The following is a 20,022-nucleotide window of genomic DNA, read 5'->3' on the forward strand; positions in this document are numbered from 1 at the left end:
GGACAGTCTAGGACGGTCGCGCGGCCCGGTTCGACGGCCGCGCGGGGGTACCGCTCACGCGGGTGCAGCGCGGCGGCGGGCCGGCTCAGGGCCGGGTGAGGTAGCGGTATTCGCCGCAGGGCGTGAAGCCTTCGCCGCGGTACAGGGCGCGGGCGGCGGTGTTCCCGGTCTCGACCTCGAGCAGGGCGAGGTCCGCGCCCTGGACGGCGGCGAGGGAGAGCAGGGAGCGCACGACGGCTCGGCCGAGCCCCTCCCGTCGGCGGCCCGGGTCCACGGCGATCTGGTCGAGCACGGCGATCGTGCGGCGGCGATGCGGGACGAGGGCGGCGCGGCCGACGGCGTCGATCTCGCGGGAGCCCGGGTCGGTGAGGGCGAGGTAGATCGCGGGGGTGCCGGCCATGATCTCGCGCAGCGTCTCTCGAGCGCCGGCATCGGGGCGCGGGGCGAACCGCCAGGAGGCCTCGAGCCAGTTTTCGGGCGGGGCGCCGACGGTGATCGCGGCGCGCGGGTCGGGGGCGGTGCGGAGGTCGGCGAGCGGGCGGAGCAGGACATGGACCGGTGGTCCGGCTGCATAGCCGCGCTGCTCGAGAGCCGCGCGGACGGGTTCGTGGTCGAGTCCGTCGGCGGAGAAGAGGCGGAACGTGGGGCTCTCCCCCGCGGCGGCGAGGAGGCTTTCGATCCTCGTCAGTGCGGCGTCGAGCGCCGCGGTGTCCGTCGGCGGGTCGATCGGGATGACGCTGTTGGCGCGGCGGGTCACGCCGCGGGAGCGCTGCACCGCGAAGCCGTCCACCTCGAGGCGTGACAGCGCCCGCCAGCCGCCGAGCAGCGTCTCGAGGAGGGCGGTGCCGGCGAGGGCCGGGGACGAGGTGGGGCGGGACCGCTTCGGCATGGCGGCGAGTGTACGGCGGGGACGGGACGGCGGCCGGTCCGCAGCGACCGGCGGAGGGTTAGACTTCCGTCTCCGCCGCATCGCACGAAGGGACCCGCCATGCCCGTCGACCCGCACATCGACTATCTCGCCCATGACCCCGAGGACGGCGAGGAGCTCTCCGACGACCCGAAGATCCGCGAGGCGCAGGAGCTCGAGGCCCGGATGCGTCGGGCGCTGGCCACGAAGGAGAACCCGCTGAGCGACTCCGAGTCCACCTCGGAGCGTCTGCGTCGGCTGGAGCGCGAGGGCGCGCCGTCGGCCGAGTCCTCGGAATCCGCTGAGCCCTCCGGGGACTCCGAGCCCGAGTCCTGAGTCCCCTCAGCCCCGCTCCGGCGGCGGCATGAGCAGCAGCGGCAGGTAGAGCACCCCCGAGAGGTTGTACGGGAAGGTGATCCGCATGATCACCTTGATCCCCCAGTGCATCGAGAAGGCGCCGGCGGCGAACAGCCACCCGAGACGGCGGTCCGCGAGGGCCAGCGGTGCGCCGAGCTCGAGCACGAGCGATCCCGCCGCCATCACCGCGAACAGCCCGGTATGCGGGCCGAGGACGCGCAGCAGCGGGTTCGAGCCCTCGCCGAGCATCTCCTTGCGCAGCGAGTCCACCGCGACCTGGCTGCGCATCGACGCACCGCTCGCCCACCGCATCCCGTCGGAGCCGGTCAGCTTCGCGAGACCTGCCAACAGGTAGGTCAGGGTGACGGCGCCGTTCATCACGGCGGGCGTCGCCCCGTACATCCACGAACGCCGCTCGGGCAGCACAGTCCGATCGCGCACCAGGGCGTCGACGCTGAGCGCGTCGGCCGCGGGGGCGGCGCCGAGCACCATCGTGTGCAGCACCAGGTTGTTCTCGTGGTGGAAGACCATCGACCACGAGTTGCGGTAGCTGAAGTTCCAGGTCTGCAGGGCCGAGTGCACCGGCCCGGTGACCCGGTGCCCGATCCCGGCGGTGAACAGAGCCCCCGTGACCAGGGAGGCGTCCAGCAGCGCGTCCGCGACCCGGGGCGGGAGCGGCTTCTTCAGCACCCGCGCGACGCCCACGGGATCGAAGCTCTCGGTCGCGGTGCGGTGCACGCCTCGATACAGCGAGCGTCGGCGGCCGACGTGCCACAGGTGGTAGCCGCCGACGGCGAGGCGCAGCAGGGCGGGGGCGGTCGGGGGCGCGGCGGGGGCGAGGTGCCGTCGGGCGGTGTCCGCGAGACGGCGCAGCAGGGGGCTCATCGTCCGGCCTCCACCACAGCGGCGGGGCGACGGCCCGGGACGGGCGCCGCGCCGACCAGCTCGATCGAGCGGGTGAAGTCCTCGCGTTCGCTGCCGCACAGGTAGGAATCGAGGTGGTAGCGGCCGCGGACCATGCGGACCTCGAGGATCCCGCGGTCCTCGGTGCGGTCGCGGGCGGCGAGCAGTGCGGCGGCGTGCTCGGCGAGGCGCTGACCGTCGCCGTCGCGCACCCGCCTGCGGACCTGGCGGCGCACGGCGTTCAGCCCGCCGGTGCCGAGATAGCTGTAGTGCAGGGGCCGGGAGGTGCCGTCGGCGTCGATGCCGAGCAGGTGCGCGACCCGGTAGTGAGCCGAGCGCCGGGCGGAGAACATCGGGTAGTGGGAGAAGGGGAAGGAGTCCCGCACCTCACCCTCCGCGGCGTAGCAGCGGGCGGGCAGGGCCACGGCGGTGAGCAGGGCTCCCGCGAGGAGGCCGGCGAGGAGGCGGGTGGCAGGGGTGTCGGGGACGGAGGCTCCGGCGGAGCGACGGTGCAGCGCTGAGGAGGTCATGGCCGGAACACTAGAGGGACCGGATGAGACGGGGTGCGCAGGGGATGAGAGGTGCATGAGAGCTGTCTCAGACACCCGCCCAGGACCGTTCCTCCCCAGCGTGCGCGTGTCCACGACGCTGCCTCGGGGTCGTCGGGCGTCGGCCCGGCTTGCCACACTGGGTCCATGAGCACGACGCCGCACTCCCCCGCCGCCCCGACCGACAGCGCCGCGCTGCACGAGGAGGCCCTCGAGTCGCTGCGCACCCTGACCGGGCGGGAGGACGCCCGCTTCCATCCCGGCCAGTTCGAGGCGATCCAGGCGCTGGTCGCCGAGCGGCGCCGCGTGCTGGTCGTCCAGCGCACCGGCTGGGGGAAGTCCGCGGTGTACTTCCTCTCCGCGCTGCTGCAGCGGCGGCGCGGAGCGGGGCCGGCGCTGATCATCTCCCCGCTGATCGCGCTGATGCGCGACCAGGTCGCGGCCGCGAGACGGGCCGGGGTGCGGGCCGAGGCGATCAGCTCCGCGAACCCCACCGAGTGGCGCGACATCGAGGAGGGTCTCGCGGCGGATGAGATCGACGTGCTGCTGGTCTCCCCCGAGCGTCTGGTGAATCCCCGCTTCCGCGAGGAGCAGCTGCCGCGCCTGGTGGACCGCTGCGGGCTGCTGGTGATCGACGAGGCCCACTGCATCTCCGACTGGGGCCACGACTTCCGCCCCGACTACCGCCGGCTGCGGGATCTCGTCGCCGAGCTCGGCTCCGAGGTGCCCGTCCTCGCGACCACCGCGACGGCGAACTCGCGCGTGGTCGCCGACGTCGCCGAGCAGCTCGGCACCGGCGGGGCCGACGGGGAGGTGCTGACTCTGCGCGGTTCGCTCACCAGGGAGTCGCTTCGGCTGGGGTCGATGAGCCTCGCCGATGACCGGCAGCGCCTGGACTACCTGGTGCGGCACCTGGACTCCTTCGAGGGCTCGGGGATCATCTATGCCCTGACCGTCTCCGCCGCGGAGGATCTCGCCTCCCTGCTGGACCGGCCCGGCAGGCGGGTGCGCGCCTACACGGGCCGCACCGATCCGGAGGAGCGGGCCGAGCTCGAGCAGGCGCTGAAGGACAACGAGGTCAAGGCCCTTGCCGCGACCAGCGCGCTGGGGATGGGCTTCGACAAGCCGGACCTCGGCTTCGTGATCCACCTCGGGGCGCCCTCCTCCCCCGTCGCCTACTACCAGCAGGTGGGCCGCGCGGGCCGTGCGACCGACCGGGCCGACGTGCTGCTGCTGCCGGGGAAGGAGGACCGGGCGATCTGGGAGTACTTCGCGACTGCGTCGATGCCCACCCAGGAGTCCGCCTCGCAGGTCCTCGCCGCGCTCGCGGAATCCTCCGCGCCGCTGTCCACCCCGGCGCTCGAGGCGCGGGTGGACGTGCGCCGCAGCGCCCTCGAGCTGCTGCTGAAGGTGCTCGCCGTCGACGGCGCGGTCCAGAACGTCAAGGGCGGTTGGGTCTCCACCGGCGCGCCCTGGCACTACGACGCCGAGCGCTACGAGACCGTCGCCCGCGCCCGCCGCGAGGAGCAGCAAGCGATGCTCGAGTACGAGGCGCTCGCCGGCGGACCCGAGCAGTGCCGGATGGTGTTCCTCGCCCGTCAGCTCGACGATGAGACCGCCGTGCCCTGCGGGCGATGCGACGTCTGCGCGGGGCCCTGGTACCCGGCGCAGGACGCGCCGGCGACCAGTGCGGGCGAGGGAGGCGCCGAGGACGGCGCGGATCAGCGCGTCGCGGCGCTGGTGGAGCGGGTCGGCGTGCCGGTCGAGCCGCGGGCGAGCTGGCCCTCGGGACTCGACCGGCTGCTCGGCGCGGGCGCGCCGAAGGGCCGGATCCCCGAGGGCGAGCGCGCCGCGGAGGGCCGGGTCATCGCGCGTATGTCGGACCTCGGCTGGGCGGTGCCGTTGCGGGAGCTGCTGCGCACCGACGAGGACGGCCGGCCCGTCGACGCGGTCGTCCCCGAGCGGATCGGTGGACGGATCGTCGAGGTGCTGAAGGACTGGGACTGGCAGCAGCGCCCCGCCGCTGTGGTCGCCGTCCCCTCGACCACGCGCCCGCAGCTGGTGGGCTCCCTCGCCGCGGGCATCGCCTCGATCGGACGGCTCGAGGACCTCGGCGCCCTCGACCTCTCCCCCGACGCCGCACCGCTGCGCGGCGGCGGGAACAGCGCCTTCCGCGTCGCCGACCTCTGGGAGCGCTTCGCGGTGGGCGCCGAGCTGCAGGCACGGCTCGACGCCCTGGACGGTGCGCCGATCCTGCTGGTCGACGACGTGATCGACACTCGCTGGACGATGGCGGTGGCCGCCCGGATGCTGCGCCGCGCGGGCTCCGGGCCGGTCCTGCCGCTGGCGCTCGCGCAGCAGGCGTGAGGGGACTGCCGCGCGGATAGGTGACATCTGATCTGGCTTGCCCGCAGGGCGGCCTGGAAGGATGTGCACCATGCCCGCTCCCTACCCCCAGGAGTTCCGCGAAGATGTCGTGCGAGTGGCCCGGTCCCGTGAGGACGGCGTCACGATCGCGCAGATCGCGAAGGACTTCGGCGTCCACGAGATGACGCTGCACAAATGGATCCGCCAAGCCGACATCGACGACGGCAACCGCCCCGGCAAGAGCCGGGAGGATTCCACCTAGCTGCGCGATGCCCGCAAGCGGATCCGGTTGCTCGAGCAGGAGAACGAGGTCCTGCGCCGTGCTGCCGCCTACCTGTCCCAGGCGAACCTGCCGGGAAAAAGCTCTACCCGCTCGTGAGCGAGCTCGCCGCTGACGGCATCCCCGTCGCGGTGTCCCTGCGGGTCTTGAAGCTCTCCCGTCAGCCCTACTATCGCTGGCGGCGCCAGCAGGTCACCACAGCCGAGCTGACCGAGGCCTATCGAGCCAACGCTCTGCTGGACGCCCACCTCGACGACCCCGAGTACGGCTACCGGTTCCTCGTCAGCGAAGCCGCCGAGGCCGGTGAGGTGATGTGTGAGCGGACGGCGTGGAGGATCTGCCGGGACAACCAGTGGTGGTCGGTGTTCGGTAAGAAGCGCGGCAAGAACGGAAAGCGCCCCGGTCCGCCGGTCCATGACGACCTCGTGAAGCGGGACTTCTCCGCCGATGACGTCAACGAACTGTGGCTGACCGACATCACCGAGCACTGGACCGACGAGGGCAAGCTCTATCTCTGCGCCATCAAAGATGTGTTCTCCGGCCGGATCGTGGGCTACTCGATCAGTGACCGGATGAAGGCTCGCCTCGCGGTGAAGGCCCTGGACAACGCGATATCCAGGCGCCGTGACGCAGCCGGCTGCATCGTGCATTCGGATAGAGGATCGCAGTTCAGGTCACGGAAGTTCGTGCACGCCCTGAACCGTCACCACCTCATCGGATCCATGGGCCAAGTCGGTGCTGCCGGTGATAACGCCGCGATGGAATCGTTCTTCTCGCTGCTCCAGAAGAACGTCCTGGACCGCAAACGGTGGCGAACCCGAGAGGAGCTGCGGATCGCGATCATCACCTGGATCGAACGGACCTACCACCGCCGCCGGCGTCAGGCCCGTCTGGGCCGATTGACCCCCATCGAATACGAGACCATCATGAACCCGGCCGTGAGCCTCGCGGCCTGACACCCCAACTGTCACCTGTTCGTGCGGCAGTCCCCGATGTCCCCGAAGTGCTGCTGGTGTGCGTCCAGAACGCAGGCCGTTCACAGATGGCTGCCGCACTGCTGGATCATCATGCGGCCGGTCGAGTGCACGTCCGCTCCGCCGGATCCGCCCCCAGCGACGCCATCCACCCACGCGCCGTGGAAGTCATGCGAGAAATCGGGATCGATCTGGACTCGGCTTTCCCCAAGCCCCTGACCGACGATGTCGTCCGCGCAGCCGACGTCGTCATCACCATGGGCTGCGGAGACGCCTGCCCGATCTACCCCAGCAAACGCTACGAAGACTGGGACCTCCGCGACCCAGCAGACAGCACACTCGAGCAAGCACGCGAAGTCCGCGACGAGATCGACACCCGCATCCGCCACCTGCTCACCGAGATACTCCCTGCCCCGACTTCACGCAGCTGACCGCCACTACGAACACGCAAATCAGGTGACGCCAGCGATCCCCAGTCGCCTCCATCAGCAGACTGGAGACTGACGCACGAAAAGGGGTCACGCACCGCGCAGCAAGTTGCGTGCCGAACTGGGGCACCCCAGCAGGACAGATACTCGCCGGCCATTTACGGTTCTCAATAGGGTCCGGCTCGACACTTATGCGACACATCTGTCGCACTGGGTATACCCAAACGTGACGTCGTCGATCGAACTACTTGCATATGTCGCCTACTGCCGTTCGTCCTCCCAAAGAAACTACGAGCCCTACAGCGATTCGCGGTTCGAGGGTTCGAGGCCTCTCGCCAGGTGTTCGAGCGGCTCCTCGACGCGGACGTAGCCGCGCCCGAATGAACCACTGTCCTCGGCTCACCGCTCGAGCGCGGCCAGCACCTGCGCGACGCGTTCCTGCTGGGCATGAGCCAGCGGGCGCAGGGGCCGGGGCAGGACGGGCTCGCGCACAAGCCCGAGCTGACGAGAGACCTCGGCGACCACGCGGAGGCTGCCGCCGCACTCGGCGAACAGGTCCCACAGCCCCTGCAGGCGTGCGGAGTGCTCCAGCGCCTCCTGCGCTCGCCCGGCACGTGCCGCCCGTGAGATCGCGAGCAGCGGTCCCGGCAGCGCGCCAGCGAGTGCGGAGAACCACAGGTCGCATCCGGCGAGCAGGCCGGTCGCGCCGACGACGTCCCCGGAGACGCCGATCCGCACCCGCTCCGGCACGACTGCCCGCACCGCCGCGACGCGCTCCCGGGCCTCCGCGGGATCCGCGGGCACCGGCGGGATCTTCACGGCGGCGACCTGCGGGAGCGCCGTGATGCGGGCATATGCCTCAAGCGAGAGGTGCACGTGCGTGGTCGACGGGTTGTCGTAGACGACGAGGGGCACGGACAGCTCGCGGGCGACGTCCTCGTACAGCCCCACCACCTCGTCATCGGTGAGCCCCTGGTAGGTGACGGGGGCGAGCAGGACCGCATCGGCGCCGGCGCGCTGGGCGTCCTCGGCGAGCGCGAGCACCTCGTCGGTGGCGCAGTGGCCGATGCCGGCCAGCACCGGCAGGTCACCGCTGCGGCGGGCCGCGATCTCGACGACACGGCGCCTCTGCTCCCGGGTGAGGTAGGTGTACGCGCCGGTGGAGCCGAGCACGCCGATCGAGTCGACGGCGGCCTCCGCGAGCAGGTCGACGATGCCCTCGAGAGCGGCCTGGTCCACGCCCCCGTCCCGCAACGGGGTGAGCGGGAAGGCGCTGAGGCCGCGCAGCCAGGCGGTCACCCCTCGGACTCCTCAGGGGTCTCGTCGCCCTCCTCCATCGACTCGTCCTCCGGCAGGGCGACCGCGTCCGGGCCACCCTCGAGCAGGGCCACGAACCCGGCCTCGTCGAGGATGCGCAGGCCCAGGTCGCGGGCCTTGGTCTCCTTGGAGCCGGCGTTCTCGCCGACCACCACGAAGTCGGTCTTCTTCGAGACGGAGCCGGAGGCCTTCCCGCCGCGGGTGATGATCGCCTCCTTCGCGCCGTCGCGGGTGAAGCCGTCGAGCCCTCCGGTGACCACCACGGTGAGGCCCTCGAGGGTCTTCACGAAGCCTTCCTCGACCTCGTCGGCCATCCGCACGCCGGAGGCGGCCCAGCCGTCGACGATCTCGCGGTGCCAGTCCGTCTCGAACCACTCCACCACGGCCTCGGCGATGATCTGACCGACCCCGTCGGTCTCGGCGAGCTGCTCGACGCTCGCCTCGCGGATCGCGTCCATCGTGCCGTAGGCGGTGGCGAGCGAGCGCGCGGCGGCCGGGCCCACGTGCCGGATCGACAACGCCACCAGCACCCGCCACAGCGGCTGGTCCTTCGCCTTCTCGAGCTCCGCGATCAGCTCCTCGGTGGTCTTCAGCGCCGCGGGCTCCTTGACCTGCTTCCAGGTGCTCTCGCGCTTGTAATGGCGGAACTGGGGGCGGGTCCAGAAGGCGGGCTGGATGCGCCAGTCCCCCGTCGGCACGCCGTCGCGCCGCTCCGGCTGCCACACGAATACGTCGGCGAGCGCGTCGGCGGTGAGGTCGAAGAGGTCCGCGCCGGTGTCGATCACGGGCTCCTGCACGGCGGGCAGCAGCGGGTCGTCCACCGAGGTGATGCGCAGCAGCGGCACCCCGTCGGTGCCCTGGACCACGTCACCGTTCTTGACGACCACGAAGGCGTCGAGCTCGGTGTCGGAGACGTCGCGGATCGGGAGGTAGACCGCGTGGCCCTCGGCAAGCGCCGCGAGCGCCTCGGGGCGGCGCTTGTCCGGGTCGGTCAGCGCGATCGCGCTCTCCTCGCCGAGCGACTCGATGTCGAAGGCGCCGCGGGAGGCGGCGTGCTCGACCCGGCCGGTGACCTGGGCGGGGCAGTTGCGGCGGTTCGGGCAGCGCCAGTCCTTGTCCCCCTCCTTCTCGGGTCGGATCTCGGTGCCGCAGGCGGGGCACTCCGTCGGCATCACGAAGGGGCGCTCGGTGCCGTCGCGCAGCGACTCGACCGGGCCGAGGATCTCGGGGATCACGTCCCCGGCCTTGCGCAGCACGATCGTGTCGCCGATCAGCACGCCCTTGCGCTCGACGTCGAACTGGTTGTGCAGCGTCGCCTTCTCGACGGTGGAGCCCGCGACCAGCACCGGCTCCATGATCCCGAAGGGGGTGACGCGGCCGGTGCGACCCACCTGCACCTGGATGTCCAGCAGCTTGGTGGTGACCTCCTCGGGCGGGAACTTCACCGCGGTCGCCCAGCGCGGGGCGCGGGAGGTGGAGCCCAGCGCGCGCTGCTGGGCGAAGGAGTCGACCTTGACGACGATGCCGTCGATCTCGTGCTCGAGGTCGTGGCGGTGCTCCCCGTGGTGCTCGACGTAGGCGGCGACCTCGTCGACCGTGTCGGCGACGCCGAGGTGGGCGCTGGTGGGCAGGCCCCAGGACTTCAGCAGCTCGTACATCTCGGACTGGGAGTCGACCGGCGGGTCCGGCCAGGCGCCGAGGCCGTGGACGGTCAGGCGCAGCGAGCCCAGGCGCGCCTCCCCGGCCTCGCGCTCGAGGCCGTCCTTCTTCTCCAGCTGCTGGCGCAGGCCTCCCGCGGCGGTGTTGCGGGGGTTGGCGAAGGTGGGGAAGCGGCGGGTCGCGGCGAGCATCTCGCGGTCCTCGTCGAAGGCGCGGGTGCCGGTGGTGCTGCGCGCCTCCCAGCGGGTGCGGGACTCGGCCACGGCGCGCTCGCGCAGCTCGACCTGCAGGTCGTTCAGCGCCGCGAAGGCCTTGGTGGGCATGAACACCTCGCCGCGCACCTCCACCAGCGGCGGATGCCCCTCTCCCTCGAGTCGCTGCGGGATCCCCTCGATGCGCAGCGCGTTGGCGGTGACGTCCTCGCCGGTGCGGCCGTCTCCGCGGGTCGCGGCCGTGACGAGCTCGCCGTTCTCGTAGCGGAGGTTGATCGCGAGCCCGTCGATCTTCAGCTCGTTCAGGAAGCGCACCGGGGCGCTGAGCTCCGCGGCGGCGTGCTCGCACCACTCGCGCAGCTCCTCGAGGGAGAAGACGTTGTCCAGCGACTGCATCCGCTCGGCGTGCACGATCGTGGGCAGGCCCCCGGCCGCTGCGCCGCCGACGGTGCGGGTGGGCGAGTCCTCGGAGGCCAGCTGCGGGTTCTCCTCCTCCAGCGCCCGCAGCTCCTTCTCCAGCGCGTCGTACTCGCCGTCGGCCATGGTCGGGGCGTCGTGCTCGTAGTAGTCCACCCGCGCCTGCTCGATGCGGGCGGTGAGCTGGGCGATGCGCTGCTGGGCATCGGCGGTCTCGTCGGCGGGGCGGGGATCGGGCTCGTTCGTCGTCACGGGGACATTGTCGCGCACGGGGCCGACCGGCGGCGAGGCGGAGAGCGTCAGACCGAGACACGCTCCGCCCAGGTGGGCGCGATCCGCAGCATCGCCTCGAGGGCGGACTCGTCCAGGAGCGTCGAGCGCTCGGGCTGGGCGGAGGGATCCACCCGGCCGGAGTGCAGGCCGTGGGAGGCGCCTGTGTGCGCGATGACCGTGACGCCCGCGGCATCGGTCTCGGCATGTCCGAGGCGCCGCCAGGTCTCCAGCATCGTCTCGAGCTCGGGGGCGAGGTTCCCGCCGGGGCGGGGGTCGACCACGATCTCGAAGGCGCAGCCGTCGTCGGCGGCCTCGGCGATGCCCTCCCAGAGCGCGCGACCCTCGGGAGAGGACAGCGAGGGCAGGCGGCGCGGGGCGATCGCCATGCGCCGGGCGCCCGCCTCGCGCGCCGCCCGCAGCAGGGCGATGTCGGCGCCGACGCCGAGGGTCACGTCGCGGGCGTCCAGGCCGTAGTCCTCCAGCGCCACGTACAGCGAGCGCCACAGCACCGCGATCTCGGGAGCAGGGAGCGGGTCGTAGCGCCGGCGGCCCGAGGGCGTGGGGATGCGGCCCTGATGGATCGCGGCGACCGCGTCCTCGCGCACCAGCACGTGCTGGTGACCGCCGGGCACGCGCTCACGCAGCTCGGTGAGATGGTCCACGAGGCCCTCGGCCAGAAGCATCGGCAGGTCCCGCACCGCGCCGGGGTCGGCGAGGGTCCGCTCCCCGGACTGCAGGAAGGTGGCGCCGGCGAGGGTCGCGGGCCCGAGGGTCGTGGCCATCACTGTGCCCTCGTAGCCGAGCCAGGCGATCCGCGCAGCGTCCAGCACCCGGGCCCGCAGCTCGCGGGCGTGATGCCAGGCCAGCCCCGTCCCGGCGCCGAGCCGCCAGCCGTAGCTGACCAGGTCGCCGGTGGTCTCGGCGAGCAGGGCGAGGGTCGCGGGCAGCAGGTGGTCGGTCTCGTCCAGGCCGAGCGCGGAGGGCAGGTAGAGCCGGGTCGCGATCTGCTCCTCGAGGTCGTCGCCCAGCAGGGCGCGCAGGCGCAGCAGCGCGGCGAGGTGCGGGTCGTCGGGCAGCTCGAGGCGCTGGGCCTCCTCCGCGGTCGGGGCGCGGAAGGTGCCGTCACCGGTGAGGGTGAGCAGGGGGGTCATGGGCGACGCTCCAGGGTGGCGGCGGCGAGCACGCGGTCGCCGTCGTAGAGGACGAGGGTCTGGCCGGGCGCGACGCCGCGCACCGGGGTGTCGAGGGCGACGCGCAGCAGGCCGTCGGCCGTGCCGCCGCTCGCGGGTGTCGTCGCCGCGGCGGGGACCTCGAGGATCCTTCCGGGCAGCGCCTCGCCGTGGGCGCGGATCTGCGCGGTGACGGCGCGGCCGGCCTCGAGCGGCTCGAAGGCGATCACGTCGGTCGCGACCAGCTCGCGGCGGGAGAGCAGCTCAGCCGCGCCGATCACCACCTGCCGGGAGGCGGGGTCGATGTCGACCACGTAGCGGGGCGCGCCGTCGGCGGCGGGCTGCTGGATCCCGAGGCCCCGGCGCTGGCCGACGGTGAAGCCGTGGGTGCCGCGATGCGTGCCGAGCACGGTGCCGTCGGCACCGACGACCTCGCCGGGCGCCTCGCCGAGGTGCCGCTCGAGGAAGCCGCGGGTGTCGCCGTCGGCGACGAAGCAGATGTCGTAGCTGTCGGGCTTGGTGGAGACGCCGAGCCCGCGCCTGCGCGCCTCGGCGCGGACGGCCTCCTTGGTCTCGTCCTCACCGAGCGGGAAGAGGGAGCGCCGGGCCGCCTCCGGACCCATCACGGCCAGGACATAGGACTGGTCCTTCGCCTGGTTGCGGGAGCGGTGCAGGGAGGGGGCGCCGCCGGGGCCGTCGGCCCGGATCGAGGCGTAGTGCCCGGTGCACACCGCGTCGAAGCCCAGCGCCGTGGCCCGCTCGAGGAGGGAGGCGAACTTGATCCGCTCGTTGCAGCGCACGCACGGGTTGGGGGTGCGGCCGGCCGCGTACTCGGTGAGGAAGTCCTCCACGACCAGGTCGTGGAAGTCGTCGGAGAGGTCCCAGACGTAGTAGGGGATGCCGATCCGCTCGGCGGCGACGCGCGCGTCGGAGGCGTCCTCGACGGTGCAGCAGCCACGGGAGCCGGTGCGGGTCTGGTCGCGGCTCTTCGACAGCGCCATGTGCACGCCGACCACCTCGTGGCCGGCCTCGGCGGCCCGTGCGGCCGCCACGGCGGAGTCCACGCCGCCGCTCATCGCCGCGAGCACCTTCATGGTGCGTCCTCCTCCGTGGTGCGTCCCTGCCCGCCCCTGCGGGCGCATCCCCACGAGTCTACGGAGCCGGAACCCTCCCCCAGAGCCCCGGGGACGTGAGATGCGCCCCGTGCTCAGCGGCGCAGGGAGCCGACGGCACGGGCCCGCTGGAGCGCCTCCGGCAGCGCGGCCAGCAGCAGCTCGACGTCGCGCTCGGTGCTCGTCCAGCCCAGCGACAGCCGCAGCGCGCCGCGGGAGTCCTCGTCGGAGACGCCCATCGCGGCGAGCACGGGGCTGGCCTGGGTGACCCCGGCCGAGCAGGCCGAGCCCGCGGAGGAGTCGATCCCGCGCTCGTCCAGCAGGAACAGCAGCGCATCGCTGTCGGCGCCGGGCAGCACGAGATGGAGGATGTGCCCGGACTGCGGGGAGTCCTCCGGCAGGGTGAAGCGGACCGACGGGTCGATCTGAGCGATCCCGCGGCGCAGGCGCGCGGCGAGCTGCCGCACCTCGGCGGAGCGCTGCTCCCGCTCCGCGAGCGCCTCCTCGAGCGCGGCGGCGAAGGCCGCGGCCTGGGCGGCGTCGAGGGTGCCGGAGCGGACCCCGCGCTGCTGTCCGCCGCCGGTGCTGGTCGGGGCGAAGGGCACGCCCGGCCGCGCCACGAGCACGCCGACGCCGACGGGGGCTCCGATCTTGTGCCCGGACAGGGACATCAGGTCCACGTCCTCGGAGCCGGGCAGAGTCACGTGCCCGGCGGCCTGGACCGCGTCGGTGTGCAGGAGGGTGCCGTGGGCGCGGGCCGCCTCGGCGAGCGCGGCGATGTCCTGGACGGCGCCGGTCTCGTTGTTCACCAGCGCGGCGCTGAGCACGCCGACGCGGGAGTCGGCCAGCGCCAGCTCGACCCCGTCGGGCCGCAGCACGCCGTGGGGGTCGACGGGCAGCTCGCGCAGCGCGAACTGGTCGGGGCCGGCGGCGAGAGCACGGGCGGTGGCGAGCACGGCGGGATGGTCGGTCGCGGCGACCGCGACCGCGCTGCGGGCCGGGTCCTTCGCCCGCACGCCCAGCGGCGCGCCGCGCAGCGCGAGGTTGTCCGCCTCGGTGCCGCCGGAGGTCATGATCAGCCAGCTGCGGGGCACGCCGAGCAGCTCCGCGATGCGACTCAGCGCCTCATCGAGCACTCCGCGGGCGCGCCGGCCCGCGGTGTGGACCGAGGAGGGATTTCCCCAGGCGGTCGAGGCTTCCAGGAAGGCATCCCGGGCGGCGGGGCGCAGGACCGTGGTCGCGGCGTGGTCGAGGTAGGCGCGCTCCGCGCTCGTCGCGTCGGCGGTCACCAGGGACGCTCCGGGTCCTGCGGGGGGCCGCCGGTCTCGTCGCCGCCGTCGCCGCCCTGGGCGTCGCGGTTGCGCTGCTCGACCTCGTCGTCCTTGCTGTCCTCCTCGGAGGGGCCGTCGGTGGGCTTCTCCTCCTCGGGGCCGTCGCCCTCGGGGTCGTCCTGCTTCGGCTCGCCGGGGTCCTGCTGCTGGGGCATGCCGCCCTGCTCCTCGCCCTCGCCGCCCTGCTCGGTGCCGCGCTCGTCGGGATCGTTGCCGGCCTCCTCGTCGGCGCCGCGGCGCTTCTCCTCGACCCGCTCGCCGTTCTCCTCGGTGGTCTCGGAGTCCTCGTTGCCGGTGCCCTCGCCGCCGCCTCCGCCACCCTGGCCCTGGCCCTGCCCCTCGCCCTCGCCGCCGCCTCCGCCGCCGGCGCACGGAGCGAGCAGCTCCTCGGCCTCGAAGAGTCGGTCGGCACGGGCCTGGGGGTCCTCGATCAGGTCGGCCTGGCGCTCGATGGAGAGCGCGAGGTTGTTGAGGATCTTGCACTGGGCGTGCATCGGGGAGTTCAGGTCGCTGTGGGAGTTCCACTCCTCCAGCGCGATCCGCAGCTCGGCCTCCGCGGCCGCGTCCTCCCCCTGCTGGAGGAGGGCCGTGCCCTCGGAGAGGTGCGGGAGATAGGGCTCGAACCAGTTGGCGACCTGCACCGGGGCGAGGCGCTCGATCGCGGCCGGGTAGTCCTGCTCCCCGTAGGCGTCCAGGTGGGTGGCCTGCGCGATCGGCATGGAGACGAACTTCAGCGCCAGCAGGGACAGGGCCAGGATCGGCAGGGCGAGGATCGCGAACACGATGATCCGCACCTTCCGCAGCCGGGCCCGGTTCAGCCCGAAGTCCTTCGCGCTGCCGCGGGTGTCCTGCGCGAGCGCGGGCGGCCGGGACTCGTCGTGGGCCGGCGTCGCGGGGCGCGGGTCGAGGGACGTGCTCATCGCTGTGCTCCTCGGATGTCGTGGCGGTCCAGCCGGCGCGGGAGCCGGTAGGTCATCTCCCCCAGCTCCCAGATCAGCAGGGCCGTCAGCGGGATCGAGGCGAGCCAGTACCAGTCGTCGAAGCTCGCCACGCCGCGGGTGGACTCCGTCGGGACCGGGCGCAGGGTGATGCCGTCCATGGTGCCCTCGATCGGGGCCTCGGGGTCGGTGCGGTGCAGATACGGCACGCCGAGCTCGCCCGCGATGGTCTGCAGCTGCTGCTCGTCGATCGTGGAGATGCCGGGCTGCCCGTCGGAGCCGGTGATGTACTCGCCGTGGTCCTCGCCGCCCTCGATCTTCATCGGCCCGCCCTCGGCCGTGCCGTAGCCGAGCACGCCGCCGCCGTCGACGAAGCCGGCAGCCTGCGAGAAGGACTCCGACTCCTGCTCGTCGGTGTTCTCGCCGTCGGAGAGGAAGTACACCAGCACGGACGAGTCGGGGTCCTCGCGCTTCGCGTCGGAGATCTCCCTCAGCAGGGACGGCAGCGGCCGGTCCACGTTGGAGCCGGTCGAATAGGCGGTGGGCTCGGTGGTCAGGGTGTCGACCCAGGCCTTCGCGGCGCCCGCGTCGGTGGTCAGCGGGAGCTGCTCGGTGGCGGTGGAGTCGAAGGCGATGATCGAGTAGCGGGCGCCCTCGGTCATGGACATCACCTGCTGCATGTCCTGCTTCACGCCCTCCAGGCGCGGCTGCTCGCCGGCGTAGTCCTCGGCGTTCATCGACCCGGTGCGGTCCACGACGAAGAACACGTTCGCGTTCATGCGCTGGGTCTCCTCCCCCTCGATCGGGGTCACCGGACGCAGCGCGACCACGAGCAGCAGCAGCACCATCAGGGTGCGCCGCGCCCAGGCTCCCCGCTGGCGGGGACGGCGCACGAGCATCACCGTGCACAGCACCAGCATCGCCCCGAACAGCGGGATGATCGCCCACAGGGGCATCAGCATCTCGAGGTGCATCAGCGCGACCTCCAGCCCAGCACGAGGATCCCCACCAGGGACAGGAAGGTCAGGGTGAAGCCGATCGCGGGATGGTCGGTGCGCACCACGGACGGCTCCGCCCCGAGCACCTCGGCCTGGTTCTTCTGGATCTCGCCGATGATCGAGGGGATCGCCTGGGGGTCGGAGGACTCGTACAGCTCGCCGTCCTGGTCCTCGGTCGCCGTCTGCAGCTCCTCGAAGCAGCCGGGGCCGCACTCGTAGGCGCCGGGATAGAAGGTGTACAGGTCGATCTCGCGGTCGGCGACGCGCTGGGTCGCCTCCTGCAGGGTGAACACCGGCTCGCCGTTGACCTCGTTGTCGGTCGCGAAGATGATCGAGCGCGACCGGTCCTGCTCCGCCTGGTCGAAGACCTGCGCGCAGGACGCGAGCCCGTCGGGCACGATCGAGGCCTCGTCGGGGATGCCCTTGGTGCCCTCGACGAACTCGACGTACTGGCGCACCTTCTCCTCGGGATAGTCCTTGTTCCCGAGCCGGTAGCCGAACTCGTCGAAGTCGATCGCCTCCGCGCCCTCGCGCAGCTCGCGCTCGATGAGGTCGTAGTCGTTGGTCAGCGGGAAGACGGTGCGGCTGGTCGAGTTGAAGATCGTCAGCGCCACCCGCTCCCCCTCGAAGGAGTCGACCATCTCCGCGAAGGTGGAGAGGATCTCGGTGTCGTACTCGTACATCGAGCCGGATACGTCCAGGCACAGCACGATGTCGCGGCTGGCGAACTCGGGCGTCTCGATCCGCTCGCTCGCGATCCGGCCCGAGAGCAGCGAGGCGGCGAGCACCGCGAGCACGGCGATGCCGACCTGGGCGGCGCGCACCACGCGGGCGGCCCGCTGGGCCCGGGCGAAGCTCGGGATCCGGTCCATGTACTGCGAGTTCGCGATCAGCACCGGGGAGCGGCGCAGGGAGCGACGGTTCCAGAACGTGATCGCCCAGACCACGATCGCGGCCAGCAGCAGCAGGGCGGTGACCCACCAGAAGGTCATGACCATTCCCGGATCACCTCGCGCGCGCGCCGCACCGACTCCCGCAGCTCGCGGTCCGAGGCCAGGGCGAAGTCGGGCTCGTAGAGATCCGCGATCAGCTCGCCGACCGCGCGGGTGCGCTGATCGGCGCGCAGCGTGGCGAGGTCCTGGCTGGTGACGTCGTGGCCGGTGGTGCGCCCCACGAAGCGGCGCATGACGCCGGTGAGCTCGTGGTGGCCCTCGCGGGCGCCGAGCTCCTCGGCCTCGTGCCGGTCGGCGAGCTCGTTCACGGCGCGCAGGAACTCGGCCTTCAGCGACTCGAGGTCGCTGGGGCGGGAGCGGTAGGCGATCCGCTTCTCGATCGCGCGGGTGATCTTCAGCGTCCCCACGACCAGGGCGATGATCACCAGCACGCAGAGCACCGCGAGGATCACCCAGGCGATCGAGTACTGGGGCGGGTCGATGATCTCGCCGGGCGCGGGCTCGGCGAGCAGACGCGCGGCGGGGCGCAGCAGCGGGTCAGGCACGGGCATGGCGGTACTCCCGGGCGCGCAGCATCGCGATCATGTCGTCCACGACCGTGGTCTCGCCGCGCGTGAGCAGGTGGCTGACGTGGAGGCGGTCGAGCATCTCGGTGATGCCCTCGCTGCGGGCGCGGCGGTAGGCGGCCACGTCCCGGGCGACCTTCGCCGAGGTGCGCGCCATGGACGCGATCTCGCGCGGGACGTCGACGTCGACCACGTCGTGGTCGAGCTCCTCGCCCTGCAGCGGGTCCGCATCGGCGATGCGGATCACCAGCAGGTCGTGGCGGGTGGTCAGGCGGCGCAGCAGCGTGAAGTCCTCCACGGAGGGATGGGCCTCGTCGGTGATCAGGGTCATCAGCGTCGAGCGGGTGGTGACGCGGAAGGCGCGCTCGAGAAGCCAGGCGCTGTCCGCGCTCGGGGACGCCGTGGTGGTGCCCTGCTGGATGGTGCGCAGCAGCAGCTCGAGATGACCGTCGCTGGAGCGGGAGGGCAGCTGGAGCGGGGAGGACTCGCTGCCGCCGACCATGCCGACCAGGTCGCCGCTCTTCTGGGCCAGGAAGCACACCATCCCGGCGGCGAGGACCATCGCGTCCCGCTTGGAGGAGCCGTCGGCCGCGGTCGCCGCCATCGACGAGGAGGTGTCCGCCACGATCGAGAGGTGCCGCACCCGCTCCTCGTTGAACTGGCGGATCAGCGGCTCGCCGGAGCGGGCCGTGGCCTTCCAGTCGATGTCGGAGATCTTGTCACCGGGCTGGTAGTACTTCAGGTCGTCGAAGTCCTCGCCGCTGCCCTTGAACAGCGAACGGCCGCGGCCCTGGACAAGGCCGCGCGCCCGGTTCGAGGTGTGCAGGTCCACCCGGGCCTTGACCCGGGTGAGGAGCGAGGTCGCCATCGTGGTCCCTTCGTGCGCGGCCGGTCAGGGCATCGGCACGGCGTGGAACACCGCGTCGATGATCTGCTCGGGCTTGATGCCGCTGGCGAGCGCGTCGAACGTCAGCACGAGGCGGTGGCGCAGCACTCCGTAGCGCATGGCGCGCACGTCGTCGGGGGTGACGTAGTCGCGGCCGTGCAGCAGGGCGTGCGCCTGGCCCACCCGCATCAGCGCGAGGGAGCCGCGGGGGCTCGCGCCGACGCGCACCGACTGGGTGAGGTTCGGGACGGGGCGGGGGCCGGAGCCGCGCGTGGTGAAGACCAGGTCGATGATGTACCGCTTCACGGCGGGGTCGACGTAGACCTGGTCGACCATCTGCTGCAGGAAGCGGACGTCCTCGAGGGTGACGCTGCCGACCGCCTCGCGGGGGCCGGTGAGGCTGCCGGTGGTGGAGCGGTCGAGGATCTCGTGCTCCTCGGCGGGGCGCGGGTAGGTGAGGATCTCCTTCATCAGGAAGCGGTCCATCTGCGCCTCGGGGAGGACGTAGGTGCCCTCCTCCTCGATCGGGTTCTGGGTCGCCAGCACCATGAACGGCTCGGGCAGGCGGTACACCTCGCCGCCGATGGAGGTCTGCCGCTCCTGCATCGCCTCGAGCATCGCCGACTGCGTCTTGGCGCTGGAGCGGTTGATCTCGTCCAGCAGCACCACGTTCGCGTGGACCGGCCCGAGCTGGGTGGTGAAGGTGCCCGAGCCGTAGTTGAAGATCTGGGTGCCGATGATGTCGTTGGGCATCAGATCGGGGGTGCACTGGATACGGGCGAAGGAGCCCGTGATCGAGGAGGCCAGCGCGCTCGCGGCGGTGGTCTTCGCCAGGCCCGGCACCGACTCCAGCAGCACGTGCCCGCCGGCGGCGAGCGAAGTCAGCAGCGACAGGCGCAGGTTCTCCTGGCCCACCACGCGGGACTGGAACACCTTCGTGATCGTCGAGACGATCGCGCCGCTGCGCTCGAGATCGCCGGGGGAGATCGCGCGGGCGGCGGGGGCGAAGCCGCCGGGCCGTCGCGCAGGGGCGCCGTGGCCCTGGGGCGCCTGGCCCTGGACGCCCTGAGGCGGGGCGCCCGGTCCGGGGGCGCCCGGTCCGGAGGCGCTCGGGGCCGAGCCCTGCGGCGCGGGGCGGGTGGGCGGCGCCGGGGGGCGCGCCGAGGACCCGGGCTGCTGGGTGGGTGGAATGCTCATGCGCTGCGGATCCCCCGTCATGCGATCGATTCGTGCCGTCGGTGCTGGTGACCGCCGTGCAGAGGTCCAGGGGCGCTCCGGCCCCTCCCCCGAGGCGGCCGGACGCCGAGGCGTCCGCGGCCCAGCCGGCGGCGCCTCCCCGTCGGCGACGGGGCCGCACCACCGCACCGATCCTAGCGGTCCGACGGCACCGGGCGGGGACGCCGCCCGCCGACGCGCCCGCCCCGGAC

The 20,022-nt window shown here is 72.6% G+C and carries 17 protein-coding genes and 1 pseudogene; 4 read left to right on the plus strand and 14 right to left on the minus strand.

Annotated features, from left to right (window positions below):
* Positions 1–85: 85 nt before the first annotated feature.
* Complete coding sequence (locus tag L3K22_RS05255) at positions 86–889, minus strand: GNAT family N-acetyltransferase (RefSeq protein ID WP_263310473.1); 804 nt, start codon at positions 887–889, stop codon at positions 86–88.
* 99 nt (positions 890–988) lie between these two features.
* Between L3K22_RS05255 and L3K22_RS05260 the strand changes: the two genes are divergently transcribed.
* Positions 989–1,243 (plus strand): hypothetical protein, encoded by a 255-nt coding sequence (locus tag L3K22_RS05260; protein ID WP_263310474.1) that lies wholly within the window; start codon positions 989–991, stop codon positions 1,241–1,243.
* Between the two features lie 6 nt (positions 1,244–1,249).
* On the opposite strand, the gene L3K22_RS05265 is transcribed toward L3K22_RS05260, so the two are convergent.
* Positions 1,250–2,149 (minus strand): HTTM domain-containing protein, encoded by a 900-nt coding sequence (locus tag L3K22_RS05265; RefSeq protein ID WP_263310475.1) that lies wholly within the window; start codon positions 2,147–2,149, stop codon positions 1,250–1,252.
* Positions 2,146–2,697 (minus strand): hypothetical protein, encoded by a 552-nt coding sequence (locus L3K22_RS05270; RefSeq protein ID WP_263310476.1) that lies wholly within the window; start codon positions 2,695–2,697, stop codon positions 2,146–2,148. Before L3K22_RS05270 ends, L3K22_RS05265 begins: the two co-directional genes overlap by 4 nt.
* A gap of 165 nt (positions 2,698–2,862) precedes the next feature.
* On the opposite strand from L3K22_RS05270, the gene L3K22_RS05275 reads away from it, so the two are divergent.
* The 3 genes and pseudogenes from L3K22_RS05275 to L3K22_RS05285 all read left to right on the plus strand — a co-directional run bounded on the left by L3K22_RS05275 (position 2,863) and on the right by L3K22_RS05285 (position 6,767).
* Positions 2,863–5,082 (plus strand): RecQ family ATP-dependent DNA helicase, encoded by a 2,220-nt coding sequence (locus L3K22_RS05275; RefSeq protein WP_263310477.1) that lies wholly within the window; start codon positions 2,863–2,865, stop codon positions 5,080–5,082.
* Positions 5,083–5,152: 70 nt separating this feature from the next.
* Positions 5,153–6,318, plus strand: a pseudogene (locus tag L3K22_RS05280) (IS3 family transposase).
* Between the two features lie 56 nt (positions 6,319–6,374).
* Entirely contained in the window at positions 6,375–6,767 is a 393-nt protein-coding gene (locus tag L3K22_RS05285; protein ID WP_263310506.1) for an arsenate reductase ArsC, read from the plus strand.
* Positions 6,768–7,163: 396 nt separating this feature from the next.
* Here the strand turns inward: L3K22_RS05285 and L3K22_RS05290 are convergent, their stop codons facing one another.
* From L3K22_RS05290 to L3K22_RS05340, 11 genes are all read right to left on the minus strand, one after another.
* Complete coding sequence (locus L3K22_RS05290) at positions 7,164–8,063, minus strand: dihydrodipicolinate synthase family protein (RefSeq protein ID WP_263310478.1); 900 nt, start codon at positions 8,061–8,063, stop codon at positions 7,164–7,166.
* On the minus strand, positions 8,060–10,621 hold the full coding sequence (locus tag L3K22_RS05295) for an NAD-dependent DNA ligase LigA (RefSeq protein ID WP_263310479.1): 2,562 nt from the start codon (positions 10,619–10,621) through the stop codon (positions 8,060–8,062). The genes L3K22_RS05290 and L3K22_RS05295 overlap by 4 nt, the downstream gene beginning before the upstream one ends.
* Positions 10,622–10,668: 47 nt before the next feature.
* Positions 10,669–11,793, minus strand: coding sequence for a hypothetical protein (locus L3K22_RS05300; protein WP_263310480.1), 1,125 nt, complete (start codon positions 11,791–11,793; stop codon positions 10,669–10,671).
* A complete protein-coding gene (gene mnmA, locus L3K22_RS05305) occupies positions 11,790–12,905 on the minus strand; it encodes a tRNA 2-thiouridine(34) synthase MnmA (RefSeq protein ID WP_263310481.1) in 1,116 nt (371 codons plus the stop codon). Before mnmA ends, L3K22_RS05300 begins: the two co-directional genes overlap by 4 nt.
* Positions 12,906–13,018: 113 nt before the next feature.
* Positions 13,019–14,212, minus strand: coding sequence for a cysteine desulfurase family protein (locus L3K22_RS05310; RefSeq protein WP_263310482.1), 1,194 nt, complete (start codon positions 14,210–14,212; stop codon positions 13,019–13,021).
* A complete protein-coding gene (locus L3K22_RS05315) occupies positions 14,209–15,174 on the minus strand; it encodes a hypothetical protein (RefSeq protein ID WP_263310483.1) in 966 nt (321 codons plus the stop codon). Before L3K22_RS05315 ends, L3K22_RS05310 begins: the two co-directional genes overlap by 4 nt.
* On the minus strand, positions 15,171–16,166 hold the full coding sequence (locus L3K22_RS05320; RefSeq protein ID WP_263310484.1) for a vWA domain-containing protein: 996 nt from the start codon (positions 16,164–16,166) through the stop codon (positions 15,171–15,173). The genes L3K22_RS05315 and L3K22_RS05320 overlap by 4 nt, the downstream gene beginning before the upstream one ends.
* Positions 16,166–17,182 (minus strand): vWA domain-containing protein, encoded by a 1,017-nt coding sequence (locus tag L3K22_RS05325; RefSeq protein ID WP_239639325.1) that lies wholly within the window; start codon positions 17,180–17,182, stop codon positions 16,166–16,168. The genes L3K22_RS05320 and L3K22_RS05325 overlap by 1 nt, the downstream gene beginning before the upstream one ends.
* A complete protein-coding gene (locus L3K22_RS05330) occupies positions 17,179–17,694 on the minus strand; it encodes a hypothetical protein (protein WP_263310485.1) in 516 nt (171 codons plus the stop codon). Before L3K22_RS05330 ends, L3K22_RS05325 begins: the two co-directional genes overlap by 4 nt.
* Entirely contained in the window at positions 17,681–18,577 is an 897-nt protein-coding gene (locus L3K22_RS05335) for a DUF58 domain-containing protein (RefSeq protein WP_263310486.1), read from the minus strand. The genes L3K22_RS05330 and L3K22_RS05335 overlap by 14 nt, the downstream gene beginning before the upstream one ends.
* Positions 18,578–18,601: 24 nt before the next feature.
* Positions 18,602–19,792: an AAA family ATPase gene (locus L3K22_RS05340; protein ID WP_263310487.1), complete on the minus strand. Its 1,191-nt coding sequence runs from the start codon at positions 19,790–19,792 to the stop codon at positions 18,602–18,604.
* Positions 19,793–20,022 lie beyond the last annotated feature (230 nt).

The organism is Brachybacterium atlanticum, assembly GCF_025669985.1.
Taxonomy (GTDB): domain Bacteria; phylum Actinomycetota; class Actinomycetes; order Actinomycetales; family Dermabacteraceae; genus Brachybacterium; species Brachybacterium conglomeratum.

Bases quoted from the DNA above. Each gene is read 5' to 3' on its own strand.
- L3K22_RS05325 (WP_239639325.1), bottom strand. From the start codon at position 17,182: ATGACCTTCTGGTGGGTCACCGCCCTGCTGCTGCTGGCCGCGATCGTG.
- L3K22_RS05340 (WP_263310487.1), bottom strand. From the start codon at position 19,792: ATGAGCATTCCACCCACCCAGCAGCCCGGGTCCTCGGCGCGCCCCCCG.
- L3K22_RS05260 (WP_263310474.1), top strand. From the start codon at position 989: ATGCCCGTCGACCCGCACATCGACTATCTCGCCCATGACCCCGAGGAC.
- L3K22_RS05300 (WP_263310480.1), bottom strand. From the start codon at position 11,793: ATGACCCCCCTGCTCACCCTCACCGGTGACGGCACCTTCCGCGCCCCG.
- L3K22_RS05315 (WP_263310483.1), bottom strand. From the start codon at position 15,174: ATGAGCACGTCCCTCGACCCGCGCCCCGCGACGCCGGCCCACGACGAG.
- mnmA (WP_263310481.1), bottom strand. From the start codon at position 12,905: ATGAAGGTGCTCGCGGCGATGAGCGGCGGCGTGGACTCCGCCGTGGCG.
- L3K22_RS05335 (WP_263310486.1), bottom strand. From the start codon at position 18,577: ATGGCGACCTCGCTCCTCACCCGGGTCAAGGCCCGGGTGGACCTGCAC.
- L3K22_RS05275 (WP_263310477.1), top strand. From the start codon at position 2,863: ATGAGCACGACGCCGCACTCCCCCGCCGCCCCGACCGACAGCGCCGCG.
- L3K22_RS05330 (WP_263310485.1), bottom strand. From the start codon at position 17,694: ATGCCCGTGCCTGACCCGCTGCTGCGCCCCGCCGCGCGTCTGCTCGCC.
- L3K22_RS05255 (WP_263310473.1), bottom strand. From the start codon at position 889: ATGCCGAAGCGGTCCCGCCCCACCTCGTCCCCGGCCCTCGCCGGCACC.
- L3K22_RS05320 (WP_263310484.1), bottom strand. From the start codon at position 16,166: ATGCACCTCGAGATGCTGATGCCCCTGTGGGCGATCATCCCGCTGTTC.
- L3K22_RS05265 (WP_263310475.1), bottom strand. From the start codon at position 2,149: ATGAGCCCCCTGCTGCGCCGTCTCGCGGACACCGCCCGACGGCACCTC.
- L3K22_RS05270 (WP_263310476.1), bottom strand. From the start codon at position 2,697: ATGACCTCCTCAGCGCTGCACCGTCGCTCCGCCGGAGCCTCCGTCCCC.